Below are 12,984 nucleotides of genomic sequence, written 5' to 3'. Positions count from 1 at the left end.
GGAGATGGCGGAGGGTGACGGAAAGCTCGTCGAGGCACTGCGCGCTTCTCTCCGGGAGACGGCCAAGCTGCGCCAGCAGAACCGTGCGCTGACGGCCCGCGCTCGGGAGCCGATCGCGATCGTGGGGATGGCCTGTCGTTATCCGGGTGGGGTGGATGACCCGGAGCGGTTGTGGCGGTTGCTGGTCGATGGTGTCGACGCGGTGGGTGGCTTCCCGGGTGATCGTGGCTGGGATGTCGCCGGTCTTTACGATCCGGAGCCGGGGAAGCCGGGGCGTAGTTATGCGCGGGAGGGTGGGTTCCTGTACGGGGCGGCGGAGTTTGATCCGGCGTTCTTCGGGATCAGTCCGCGTGAGGCGGCGGAGATGGATCCGCAGGAGCGGCAGTTTCTGGAGGTGTGCTGGGCGGGGCTGGAGCGGGCGGGGATTGATCCGACGTCGCTGCGGGAGAGCAGTGCCGGGGTGTTCGCCGGGGTGATGTATCACGACTATGCGCCGTCGGGCACGGGCGGGGCCACGATCTCGGGCCGCGTGGCGTACACGTTGGGCCTGGAAGGGCCTGCGGTGTCGGTGGACACGGCGTGTTCGTCGTCGCTGGTGGCGTTGCACCTGGCGGCGCAGGCGTTGCGTTCGGGTGAGTGTGATCTGGCGCTGGCCGGTGGCGTGACGGTGATGGCCACGCCGGATGCGTTCGTGGAGTTCTCGCGGCAGCGGGGTCTGGCTGCTGATGGTCGGTGCAAGTCGTTCGCCGAGGCGGCTGATGGTGTCGGCTGGGGCGAAGGCGTGGGCGTGTTGGTGGTGGAGCGGTTGTCCGACGCCCGCCGCAACGGGCACCAGGTCCTGGCGGTGCTGCGCGGTAGCGCGGTCAACCAGGATGGGGCTTCCAACGGGCTTACGGCGCCGAACGGTCCTTCTCAGGAGCGGGTGATCGCTCAGGCGTTGGCGGCTGCCGGGCTCGCGCCGGGTGATGTGGACGTGGTCGAGGCGCATGGTACGGGGACGGCGCTGGGCGACCCGATCGAGGCGCAGGCGCTGCTGGCCGCCTATGGTCAGGACAGGCAGTCGCCGTTGTGGCTGGGGTCGGTGAAGTCGAACCTCGGCCACACCCAGGCAGCGGCTGGAGTCGCCGGCATCATCAAGATGATCCTGGCGATGCGGCATGGATTGCTGCCCAAGACGCTGCACGTGGACGCGCCGTCGTCGAAAGTGGACTGGTCCGGCGGGGCGGTGGAGCTGCTGACCGAACCGCAGCCCTGGCCCCAGATCGAGGGTCGGCCGCGCCGGGCGGGTGTGTCGTCGTTCGGCATCTCCGGCACCAATGCTCATGTGATCGTGGAAGAGCCGCCCGCTGAGGAGCCGTCGCCGGCGAGCGCGCCGGACACGCTTCCGGTGCTGCTGTCGGCCAAGAGCGAGGCCGCGCTGCGGGCGCAGGCCGACCAACTGGCCGCTTTCATGGCCGAGCACGACGACGCCGCTCCGGCAGAGGTGGCGGCCGGGCTGACGCGCCGGGCCGCCCTGGAGTACCGGGCCGCGCTGCCGGCGACGGACCGAGAGGGTCTGCTGGCCGAGCTGCGAGCGCTGGCCGCCGGTGAGCCTGCGGCTGCGGTCGTGGGCCGGGCGCGGCCGGGCGGGGTGGCGGTGCTGTTCTCCGGTCAGGGTGCTCAGCGGCCTGGGATGGGCCGCGGCTTGTATGCGGCTTTCCCGGTGTTCGCTCGCGCCTTCGACGAAGCGTGTGCGCTCCTGGAGGCCGAACTCGATGCCGCAGGGAACCTGCGGGAGATCATCCTCGGCGAGCGTGGCGCCGATGGGGTGCTCGATCAGACGGTGTTCGCGCAGGCCGGGCTGTTCGCCTTCGAGACGGCGCTGTACCGGTTGCTGGAGTCGTTCGGGGTCCGGCCGGATTTCGTGGCCGGGCATTCGCTGGGTGAGATCAGCGCGGCGCATGTGGCCGGGGTGCTGGATCTGGCGGACGCGTGTCGGCTGGTGGCCGCTCGCGGCCGGCTGATGCAGGCACTGCCGACCGGCGGAGCGATGGCCGCGATCGGCTGCGGCGAAGACGAGATCGCCCCCGTGCTGTCCGGGCACGACCAAGTGGCTATCGCGGCGGTGAACGCGCCCGGCGCGGTAGTGGTCTCCGGCGCCGCCGACCAGGTGGAACAGGTCATCGAATGGGCACGGCAGCAGGGTCACCGCACCCGGCCGTTGCGGGTGTCGCACGCGTTCCACTCGCCGCTCATGGAGCCGATGCTGGCCGAGTTCGAACAGGTCGTGGCCGGACTGACGCTGCGGCGACCGGAGCTGGCGCTGGTGTCGAACGTCTCGGGCGAGCTGGCCGGCGAGGAGATCACCAAGCCCGGCTACTGGGTCGAGCACGTCAGGCGGCCGGTCCGGTTCGCCGACGGCGTCCACGTCATGCGGCAGCGCGGGGTCACCCACTTCCTGGAGGCCGGCCCCGACGCGCAGCTCACCCCCATGATCGAGCAAACCCTCATCGACGAAGAGCCCTCGGCGGTGGCCCTGCTGCGCCGCGACCGCGACGAGACCACCCAACTGATCGCCGGACTGGGCAGGGCCTGGACGTGCGGCACCCACGTGGACTGGACCACCGGTGCCCGCAGCAGCCACCTGGAACTGCCCACCTACCCTTTCCAGCACCGCCGCTTCTGGCTGCAGCTGCCTTCGACCGGTGACCCGGTCGCGCTCGGCCAGACCTCCGTCGATCATTCGATCCTGGGTGCGGTGGTGGAGCAGCCCGACGGCGGCGCCATCCTGACCGGCCGGTTGTCGGTCGCCGCCCAGCCGTGGCTGGCCGATCACGTCATCAACGGCACCGCGATCCTGCCCGGCACCGCCTTCGTCGAGCTCGCCCTGCGCGCCGGCGACCAGGTGGGCTGCCCGGCCATCGACGAGCTCACCCTGCACGCCCCGCTGCCCATCCCCGACTCCGACGGCATCACTCTCCAGATCATCCTGAGCCCACCCGACGAGGACGGCCGGCACCAGATCGGCATCCACTCCAAGGACGACCACGGGAACTGGACCCGGCACGCCACCGGAACCCTCACCCCCACCCCAGCCATCCCCGCCGACCTGCGCCACGCCTGGCCGCCGCCGGACGCCCAGCCGCTGGACGTCACCGGCCTGTACGACCGCCTGGTCGATCACGGCTACGGCTACGGCCCCGCCTTCCACGGCCTCACCCGCGCCTGGGAACACGGCGACGACCTCTACGCCGAGGTCTCACTACCGACCGACGTCGCAGATCCCGCGGGCTACGGCGTGCACCCGGCGCTGCTCGACGCGGCGATGCACGTGGGCATGCTGGCCGCACAGGGAGCGGGGGAGAGCGGCCCGCTGATCCCGTTCAACTGGAACGGCGTCACCCTGCACGCCGCCGGCGCCGACACCCTACGAGTACGCCTGCGCCGCCTGGACGGCGACGCCGTCACCCGGCTGGACGTGGCCGATGGGTCCGGCCGCCCGGTGGTGTCGGTGGAGGAGCTGACCGCGCGACCGCTTGCTCCCGGCCAGTTGAGCGGCGGGGTCCCGGCCCAATGGCTGTACGAGGTGGCCTGGCGGCCGGTGGGCGAGCGCGGTGCCGAGACCGTAGGGGTTACTCCCGAGGTGCTGAATGTCGCTCCTTCGACAGGAGCCGAAAGCACAGAGCCGGTGCGCGTACGGCGAACTGTCGGCCAAGCGCTGGACGAGCTCCAGACCTGGCTGACGAACGGGGAAACGCGACCGCTGGTGGTGGTGACCCGCGGCGCCGTCGCCGTGACCGGCGCGGAGACGCCCGACCCGGCCCAGGCAGCGGTCTGGGGCCTGGTACGGGCCGCCCAGTCAGAGGAACCCGGCCGAATCACCCTGATCGACCTGGACCCCGACCAAACAGACGCGCAGACAGCCGACAGCGCGTCGGCCGCAGCACTACGGAGCGGGGAGCCCCAGGCGGCGTTGCGCGGCGACCGCCTCTGGGCGCCGCGCCTGGAGCGGGCCCGCCTCGGCGACGAGCCGGAGGCGCCCTGGCCGACCGACGGAACCACGCTGATCACCGGCGGCACCGGCGGCCTGGGCGCCCTGACGGCCCGGCACCTGGTCGCCGAGCACGGCGTACGGCACCTGCTGCTGGTCTCCCGGCGCGGCCTGGACGCCCCCGGAGCCGCCGAGCTCCGCGACGAACTCACCGAACAGGGCGCCGAGGTCACCATCGCCGCCTGTGACGTGGCCGACCGGGACGCCCTCACCGCACTGCTGGAGGGCATCCCCGACCTGCGCGCCGTGGTGCACACCGCGGGGACGAGCGCGAACGCGGTCCTCGCCGACCTCACGCCCGAGCTGGTCGACCAGGTGGCCGGCCCCAAGGCGGACGCCGCCTGGCACCTGCACGAGCTCACCCAGAAGCACGACCTGGCCGAGTTCGTGCTGTTCTCGTCGTCGGCATCGCTCGTGGACAACCCCGGCCAGGGGAACTACGCGGCGGCGAACGCCTTCCTCAACGCGCTGGCCGAGCAGCGCCGGGCGGCGGGGCTGCCGGCGCGGACGCTGGCCTGGGGCCTGTGGGGCGGCGAGGCGGGCATGCAGAGCCTGCTGCGTGACGACGACCTGGCCAGGATCCGCCGCTGGGGCATGCTGCCGCTGCCGGTGGACGCGGGGCTGGCGTTGTTCGACGCGGCGCGGCGGTCGGACGCCGCCGTGCTGGCGCCGATCCGGCTGGACCCGGCCGCCGTGCGCGCCCGCGCGGACGGCGTCCCCGCGCTGCTTGAGGACCTGGCACCCGCCGTACGGCAGAAGGCCGCGCAGGGCGGGAACGAGCTGGAACCGCTGGCCGCGCTGCCCCCGGAGGAGCGCCTGGAGCGCCTGGTCGAGCTGGTACGCAAACGGGCGGCCCAGGTGCTCGGACACGCGGACCCGGAGCCCGTCGAACCGGACGCCGACCTGGTCGGGCTGGGCCTGGACTCGCTGGCCGCCATGGAGCTGCGCAACGCGCTCAACTCGGCCACCGGCGTCCGCCTGCCGGCCACCGCGGCCTTCGACTACCCGTCGGTCAGGGCGCTGGCCCGGCTGCTGGACGAGGAGATGGCTCCGGCCGCCGTACCGGCCACGGCCCACGGCGACGCACCCCCCGCACCGGACCTGCAGGGCGCGACGGAGACGTTGAGCGGCCTGTTCCGCGCGGCGGTCGCCGCCGGCAAGATCGAGGAGGGGATGCTGCTGCTGCACGCCGCCGCCGCGGTCCGTCCCCAGTACGGCGCGGCCGACGTTCCGGCCCGCGCCCCGGTGGTGCTGTCCACCGGCCCGAGCCGGCCGCGGCTGTTCTGCCTGAACTCGCCGATGGCCTTCGGCGGGCCGCACCAGTTCGTCCCGCTGGCCGCGGAGTTCCGCGAGGTGCGCGACCTCGCCGTGCTGCCGGTGCCGGGGTTCGTACGGGAGGAGAGCCTGCCGGAGTCGCTGGACGCCCTCGTGCAGGGCCTGGCCCGGACCGTGACCAGCGGCGGGGAGCCGTACGCGCTGGTCGGGTACTCCGCCGGCGGGGTGTTCGCGCACGCGCTGGCCGGCGCGATGGCGGAGGCGGGCCAGGGCCCGGCCGCGGTGATCCTGCTCGACACGCACGTGCCGGGCGCGGGGGAGAGCCCCGCCGTGTGGTCGTCGATCGTGGGCGGCCTGCTCGACAGGGAGGCCGTGTTCGGCCCGTTCACGGCCGCCCGGCTGTCCGCGATGGGCTGGTACGCCGCGCTGCTCTCCCAGTGGCGGCCGGGCGAGCCGGCCGCGCCGACGCTGTTCATCCGCGCGAACCAGGGGGTGGCGACGCCCGGCGGGACGACCGCGGGCGTCGGCGCGGGCTGGCATCCGGCCATCACCCCCGGTACGGCGGTGCGCGAGGTGGCGGCAGACCACTTCAGCATCCTGGAGTCCGAGGCGCGGCAGACCGCCGCCGTGATCGAGGAATGGCTGGCTCAGACGGCCGGGTGACTCACGTGGACAGCGCGACGAGCGCGTCGGTCACCTCGGCCACCTGGTCGTCCACGAAGAAGTGGCCCCCGGGGAAGATCCGCAGGTCGAAGGGGCCGGTGGTGTTCCGGCCCCAGGCGCGCGCCTCCTCGACCGTGGTCTTGGGGTCGTCGTCGCCGACGAAGGCGACCAGCGGGCAGCCGACCGCGGTGTCCGGGGCGCACTGGTAGGTCTCCACCGCCCGGTAGTCGGCGCGCAGCGCCGGCAGCACCATCTCGAACAGCTCCGGGTCCTGGAGGAACACCGGGTCGGTGCCGTTGAGCTTGCGGAGCTCGGCCGCCACGCCGGCCGGGTCCCGCCGGTGCACCCACTCGTCGCGGTAGGTGGACGGGCCGCGCCGGCCGGAGGCGACCAGCGTGTGCGGCGGCGTGCCGCGCCGCTCCAGGAGCAGGGCGAGCTCGAACGCGACCAGCGCGCCCATGCTGTGCCCGAACAGCAGCGTGGGCCGCTCGTCGCCGGGGAGCGCGTCGGCGACGCCGGCGGCCAGCAGGCGCACGTCCGTCAACGGCGGCTCGTGCCGGCGCTCCTGCCGGCCGGGGTACTGCACCGTGTAGGCGTCCAGCGCCGGGTGCAGCGCGGCGGACAGCTTGAAGTAGGCGCTGGCCGCGCCTCCGGCGTGCGGCAGCACGATGACCCGCGCCGGGGCGTCCGGCGCGGGGTGAAACCGCTTGATCCAACGCTCGTCCACGTCGTTCCTTCCGCAGTGATCCGTTCGCCGGCTCCCGGTGAGCGAACCCTCCGGGAGCCCGGCGATCACCCGCGGCCGGACGCCGCGGGCACCAGAGTGATGACGCTTTCCGTGTTCCGCGCGACCGCGGCCGCGCTGTACAGCAGCGGCACCTGCGCGCCGGACGTCCAGGCGGCGGCGAGGTCCGCGTAGTGCGGGCTCGACGGGTCGCCGGACTGCCCGGGGGCGCTCACGAAGGTGGAGTTGTCCCAGGCCCCGACGTCCAGCACCATCCGGTACGCGGCCCCGGACTGCGACCGGTAGAACCCCCGGTAGTAGGTCGAGGCGTCCACCGTGGTCACGGAGCCGCCCCGGGGGAATGGGCCCACGCTGTCGCCCAAGGGGTTGGCGAACAGCGCCTGGTGCAGGCTTCCCCAGCGCCAGGCGGCCGGGTCGGCGCCGAGCCGGCCGCGGACGTCGGCGTAGGCCGCGCGCAGCGTCTCCTGCACGAGCCGGTCCCGCACCGCGACGGCGTCCGCTCCGAACCAGCGCTCCGGATGCTCCAGGGCGTCGATCACCTGCCGGGCGTCGGCGCGCGGCACCCGGGCGGCCACCCCCGCGGGCATGAACCGGGCGAGGAACGCCGGGCCGAGATGCCCGATGAGCCAGGGCTCGAACAGCGCCGCACCGGCGGAGTCGGCGCTCGCCGTGCCGTCGTAGTCGCGCAGGAGCCGCAGCGCGGCCGCGGTGTCCGGGTCGTCACCGGACGGGATGTCGCGCAGCGCCGCGACGATGCGCCGGGCGTACTCGTCGACCTGGTCGCGCTGGAGCCGCGCCATCTCGGGCACGGTGTGCCGGGTCGAGCCGGACAGCACGTCCTCGATGCGCTCCTTGCGGGCCGACGGCTCCCACTCGTAGCCGACGCGCACCGGGTGGCCGTCCGGCATGTCGTACTCGTTCGCCGAGGCGATGAAGCCGCTCTTGGGGTTGCTCACCCTGGGCAGCTCGGCGCCGTCGTGGAAGCCGTCCCATTCGTAGCGGCCGTCGCCGGGCACCGGCAGCAGCCCGTCGTGCCGGGGCCGGCGGGGGACCAGGGCGCCGGGCACCCAGCCGATCGTGCCCGAGGTGTCGGCGTAAATGAGGTTCTCCGGCGGCGCGGCCCAGCGCCGCACCTTGGCGGCGAACTCGGGGTAGCTCCGCGCGGTCATCGCGTCGAGCCCGGTGAGGTACGGCGCCGCCCCCGGCTCCGACCACGCGGTCCGCAGGCCGAACGCGAGACCCCGCTCCGCGTCCACCTTGAGCACCGGCCCGTGCCGGGAGAAGGTCAGCTCCACCTGGCGGGGCGTCGAGCCGGCCACCGGCACCTCCTCCCGCACCGTGGTGAAGGGCACCCAGCGGTCGCGGTAGCGGTAGCGGCCCGGGTCGTCCGGGTGCAGGCGGTACACCTGAAGGTCTTCCTGGTCCGCCGCGAAGACGGTGAGCGAGAAGGCGGCGCGGTCGTTGTGCCCCAGGGAGATGCCGGGCAGCACCGGCTCGCCGGCGCCGATCACGTCCAGGCCGGGCGCGGACAGGTGGGCGACGTAGCGCAGCGCGGGCGCCGGCGTGGCCCGGTGCGGGTCGCCGGCGAGGATCGGCCGGCCGGTGGCGGTGCGCGACGGCGCGAGCGCCCAGGCGTTCGACCCTCCGGGCGCCGGAGCCGGCGGCTCCGACCGGAGCGCGACACCGTCGAAGGTGACCGACGAGATGCCGAGCAGGTAGGTGTCGAGCACGTCCGCGGGCACGGTGCACGGGTCGAGCCCGTCCGGCACCCGGGGCTCGTGCGCGGGCTCCAGCTTGACGAGCGCCCGCGCGGCGGTCTGTCCGTTGGCGCACATCGCGGCCGCGCGCAACGCCTCCGGGTACGCGTTGAGCGCCAGCCCGTGGCTGCGGATGCGCACCACGTCCTCGGGCCGCCAGCGGTCCGGCCGGTGGCCCAGCCGCCGGAACTCCGGCGGCAGCGCCTCGGGGTGCGCGTCGACCCAGTCGATGTAGGCGTTGATGCCGCTGACGAACGCGGTGACGGCGCGGCGCGTGTTCGGCCCGTAGGCGGCCCACTCCCGCTGCATGTCACCGCGGTACAGCAGGAGCCTGGCGGCCCGGTCCTGGTCGACGTAACGCGGCCCGAAGGCGGCCGACAGCAGGCCGAGGCCGCGCCGCCGCCACAGGTCGAGCTGGAACAGCCGGTCCCGCGCGGCGTTGTACCCCTGCGCCAGGAACACGTCGTCGGTGTTGCGCGCGTACAGGTGCGGCACGCCGTAGCGGTCCACCACCAGCCGCACCGGCTCGCGCAGCCCTGGCACCTCGCGCGTGGAGGCGTCCGCCGCGTCCCGCTCCGCCTGCGCGGAAACGGCCGGTGTGAGTGCGCACACCGCGACCACCATCGCGGTGACGGCACGGCGTAAAGTGGAATTCCGCACCGGCGGACTCCCTCCCCCGGAGACGTCAATGTGGGGAAATTCTCGTCGCCGGGCGGAGACCGGGTAAGCCCCTACCCTCCCCTAATCCGGGTGTCCGTCGCCGATACCCCTGATGCGCCCCCTCTCTCCGGTCATCGACCTTGCCGCTCCGCTGCGCCCCTGCTTAGCCTCGGGACACTTCCACGCAGCAGAGAGGTATAAGGCCGTGAAAGGAATCGTTCTCGCGGGGGGTCGCGGAACGCGGCTGCATCCGATCACCGCCGTGGTCTCCAAACAACTGCTCCCGGTGAGCGACAAGCCGATGATCTATTACCCGATATCGGTGCTCATGCTGGCCGGCATCAGGGATATCCTCCTCATTTCCTCGCCCGACCAGGTGCCGAACTACGTCCGGCTGCTGGGCGACGGCGCCCGCTTCGGGCTGAACATCTCCTACGCCCCCCAGGAATCGCCGGACGGGATAGCCCAGGCTTTTCTCATCGGCGCCTCCCACATCGGCGGCGGCCCGGCCGCGCTGATCCTCGGCGACAACATCTTCCACGGACCCTCGTTCTCCGAGGTGCTGGAAGAGAATGCGCGGGAAGTGCGGGGGTGCGTGCTGTTCGGATATCCGGTGAGCGATCCCGGCCGATACGGAGTGGGGACGACCGACGAGAGCGGGCGGCTGATCTCGATAGAGGAGAAACCGGAGAATCCGCGTTCCAACAGAGCCATCACCGGCCTCTACTTCTACGACAACGACGTCATCGACATCGCCAAGAATCTCAAGCCGTCCGAACGGGGCGAGCTGGAGATCACCGACGTGAACCTGGCCTACCTGCGGCAGGGCAGGGCCCGGCTGGTGGACCTCGGCAGGGGATTCGCCTGGCTGGACACCGGCACGCCGGAGACGCTGCTCCAGGCGGGACAGTACGTGCAGACCCTCGAACAACGCCAAGGCGTGCGCATCGCCTGCCTGGAGGAGGTGGCGCTCCGCATGAACTTCATCGACGCGGAGCAGTGCTATCGGCTCGGAGCCGAGCAGTCGCAGTCCGGCTACGGCCAGTACGTCATGAGCATCGCGAGCAGTTACACGCCATGAGGATCCTGGTCACCGGCGGCGCCGGTTTCATCGGCTCCCACTACGTCCGCACCCTCGCCGAGCGGGGCGACTGCACGCTCACGGTCCTCGACAAGCTCACCTACGCGGGCAACAGGGCCAACCTGGAGCCCGCCGAAGGCCGTTTCACGTTCGTCCAGGGAGACATCTGCGACGCCGGCCTCGTCGGAGAGCTGGTGGCCGCGCACGACCAGGTGGTGCACTTCGCCGCCGAGTCGCACGTCGACCGGTCCATCAGCGGTGCGGGGGAGTTCGTCCGCACCAACGTGACGGGGACGTACACGCTGCTCGCGGCAGCGGCCGAGCACGGGCTCGGCACGTTCGTGCACGTCTCGACCGACGAGGTGTACGGCTCCATCCCCGAGGGCTCGTGGGGGGAGGAGCAGCCGCTGGCGCCCAGCTCGCCGTACTCGGCGTCGAAGGCGTCGTCGGACCTGCTCGCCCTCGCCTACCACCGGACGTACGGGCTGGACGTGCGGGTGACCCGCTGCTCCAACAACTACGGGCCGTACCAGTTCCCCGAGAAGGTCATCCCGCTGTTCGTCACCAACCTGCTCGACGGCGGCAAGGTCCCGCTGTACGGGGATGGCCTGAACGCGCGCGACTGGCTCCACGTGGCCGACCACGTCGCGGGCATCGAGCTCGTCCGGCAGGGCGGCCGGCCCGGAGAGGTCTACAACATCGGCGGCGGCACCGAGCTGACCAATCGCGAGCTGACCCGCCTGCTCCTGGAGGCCTGCGGCGCCGGATGGGAGCGCGTGGAGTTCGTCGAGGACCGCCTCGGCCACGACCGCCGCTACTCCGTCGACGACGGCAAGATCCGCGCCGAGCTGGGGTACCGGCCGGCCGTGGACTTCGAGAAGGGCCTGGCCGAGACGGTCGAGTGGTACCGGGACAACCGCCCCTGGTGGGAGGCCCATAAGGGTGCCGTAGGGGTTGCCGCCGCTGATCAGGGCAACCGAACATAACGTCGAAGGAGGGATCCGATGCGGATTCGCGAACTCGGCATCGGCGGGGCGTTCCTCGTCGAGCCCAAGGTCTTCCCCGACTCCAGAGGATTGTTCTTAGAGGTCTTCAAACAGCCTGCCTTCACCGAGGCCGTCGGCCACCCGCTGAGCGTGGCCCAGGTCAACTGCTCCGTCTCCACCATCGGCACGATCCGCGGACTGCACGCGATCCACCTGCCGGGACAGGCCCGCTACGTGAGCTGCCCGAGCGGCGCCGTCCGCGACATCGTGGTCGACATCAGGCAGGGCTCGCCCACGTACGGCGAGCACGTCGTGGCGGAGCTGAGCGAGGACAACCGGCACGCGCTCTACCTCGCGGAAGGGCTCGCGCACGGGTTCGCCCCGCTGACCGAGCAGGCCACCGTCTTCTACCTGTGCTCCAACACCTGGTCGCCGGAGAGCTCCTTCGAGGTGAACCCGCTGGACCCCGACCTCGACCTGCCCTGGCCGCGCGACCGCGAGCCCGTCCTGTCGGACAAGGACCGCGCCGCGCCCTCACTGAAGGAGGCCGAACGGCTCGGCATCCTGCCTTCCTACGCCGACTGCCTGGCCCGTTACGCCGAACTCGCCACACCGGACGGAGCGCCCCGTTGATCCCGCTGTTCAAGGTCGCCATGTCGGAGTCGGCTCCGGCCGCGGTCGCCGAGGTCGTCGGCAGTGGCCAGATCGGCCAGGGCGCCAAGGTCGCCGAGTTCGAGCGGGCGCTGGGGGAGCGGATCGGCAACCCGCGCGTCGCCACGGTCAACAGCGGCACCTCGGGGCTGCACCTGGCGCTCCACATGGTCGCCGCGTCAGGGGACGACGAGGGCGAGGTGCTCTCCACGCCCCTGACCATGGAGGCCACCAACTGGACCATCCTCGCCAACCGGCTGCGCATCAAGTGGGTGGACGTCGATCCCGCCACGCTCAACGTCGACCTCGACGACCTGGCCCGCAAGATCTCCCCCCGCACCCGCGCCATCGTCGTCGTGCACTTCGCCGGCTATCCGGTCGATCTCGGGCGGCTGGCGAAGATCCTCGACGAGGCCGAGGCGACCTTCGGGTTCCGCCCCGTGGTGATCGAGGACTGCGCCCACGCCTGGGGCGCCACCTACCAGGGCGGCCGCATGGGCACCCACGGCAACGTCGCGGTGTACAGCTTCCAGGCGATCAAGCACCTGACCACCGCCGACGGCGGCGCCCTGGTGCTGCCGGACGACGAGCTGCACGAGCGGGCCACGCTGCTGCGCTGGTTCGGCATCAGCCGCGGCGCCGACCGGCTGCGCAACCCGCCGGACGTCGCCGAGTGGGGCTACAAGTTCCACATGACCGACATCAACGCCGCGATGGGGCTGGCCAACCTGGACTGGTCGGAGGAGGTCGTGGCCCGGCACCGGGCCAACGCCGCCCACTACGACCGGGAGCTCGCCGGCGTGCCGGGGCTGGAGCTGACCGAACGCGCTGCGGACCGCGAGTCGTCCTTCTGGATCTACCCCGTCAAGGTCGAGGACCGCGCCGGCTTCATGAAGCGCATGGACGAGGCCCAGATCATGGTCAGCAACGTCCACGAACGCAACGACACCCACACCTGCGTCCGCCGGTACGCCACGCTGCTGCCCGGACTCGACAGGGTGGCCGAGCGCGTCGTCTGCCTGCCCGTGGGCTGGTGGGTGACCGAGGAGCAGCGCGCCCACATCGTGGAGACCGTACGGCGCGGCTGGTGAAATAAGCCGTAACCCCCCAGGGCTTGCCATCCAGGCGATGTGCAG

At 72.3% G+C, this 12,984-nt stretch carries 7 protein-coding genes; 5 read left to right on the top strand and 2 right to left on the bottom strand.

Annotated elements, in window-relative coordinates:
• The first annotated feature begins 4 nt into the window (after nt 1–4).
• Nucleotides 5–5,968: an SDR family NAD(P)-dependent oxidoreductase gene (locus ACBR40_RS10285; RefSeq protein ID WP_371248494.1), complete on the top strand. Its 5,964-nt coding sequence runs from the start codon at nt 5–7 to the stop codon at nt 5,966–5,968.
• Between the two features lies 1 nt (nt 5,969).
• On the opposite strand, the gene ACBR40_RS10280 is transcribed toward ACBR40_RS10285, so the two are convergent.
• Nucleotides 5,970–6,695, bottom strand: coding sequence for a thioesterase II family protein (locus tag ACBR40_RS10280; RefSeq protein ID WP_371248493.1), 726 nt, complete (start codon nt 6,693–6,695; stop codon nt 5,970–5,972).
• Between the two features lie 65 nt (nt 6,696–6,760).
• Nucleotides 6,761–9,130 carry a penicillin acylase family protein gene (locus ACBR40_RS10275; protein WP_371248492.1) on the bottom strand — a complete coding sequence of 790 codons (2,370 nt, stop codon included), beginning with the start codon at nt 9,128–9,130 and terminating at the stop codon, nt 6,761–6,763.
• Nucleotides 9,131–9,335: 205 nt separating this feature from the next.
• Here ACBR40_RS10275 and rfbA point away from each other — a divergent pair, with 205 nt between their 5' ends.
• The 4 genes from rfbA to ACBR40_RS10255 are packed head-to-tail and all read left to right on the top strand — an operon-like array spanning nt 9,336 to nt 12,939.
• The gene (rfbA, locus tag ACBR40_RS10270; protein ID WP_344207151.1) at nt 9,336–10,211 is read left to right on the top strand and encodes a glucose-1-phosphate thymidylyltransferase RfbA; all 876 of its coding nucleotides are present in this window, start codon (nt 9,336–9,338) and stop codon (nt 10,209–10,211) included.
• Complete coding sequence (gene rfbB / locus ACBR40_RS10265) at nt 10,208–11,197, top strand: dTDP-glucose 4,6-dehydratase (RefSeq protein WP_364464310.1); 990 nt, start codon at nt 10,208–10,210, stop codon at nt 11,195–11,197. The genes rfbA and rfbB overlap by 4 nt, the downstream gene beginning before the upstream one ends.
• 18 nt (nt 11,198–11,215) lie before the next feature.
• On the top strand, nt 11,216–11,830 hold the full coding sequence (gene rfbC / locus ACBR40_RS10260) for a dTDP-4-dehydrorhamnose 3,5-epimerase (protein ID WP_371248491.1): 615 nt from the start codon (nt 11,216–11,218) through the stop codon (nt 11,828–11,830).
• Entirely contained in the window at nt 11,827–12,939 is a 1,113-nt protein-coding gene (locus ACBR40_RS10255; protein WP_364464316.1) for a DegT/DnrJ/EryC1/StrS family aminotransferase, read from the top strand. The genes rfbC and ACBR40_RS10255 overlap by 4 nt, the downstream gene beginning before the upstream one ends.
• The last annotated feature ends 45 nt before the right edge of the window (nt 12,940–12,984 follow it).

The organism is Nonomuraea sp. AD125B (assembly GCF_041402765.1).
GTDB classification, from domain to species: Bacteria; Actinomycetota; Actinomycetes; order Streptosporangiales; family Streptosporangiaceae; genus Nonomuraea; species Nonomuraea bangladeshensis.
This window is presented reverse-complemented; position numbering and strand designations above follow the sequence as displayed.

Bases quoted from the DNA above. Each gene is read 5' to 3' on its own strand.
- ACBR40_RS10285 (WP_371248494.1), top strand. From the start codon at position 5: ATGGCGGAGGGTGACGGAAAGCTCGTCGAGGCACTGCGCGCTTCTCTC.
- rfbB (WP_364464310.1), top strand. From the start codon at position 10,208: ATGAGGATCCTGGTCACCGGCGGCGCCGGTTTCATCGGCTCCCACTAC.
- rfbC (WP_371248491.1), top strand. From the start codon at position 11,216: ATGCGGATTCGCGAACTCGGCATCGGCGGGGCGTTCCTCGTCGAGCCC.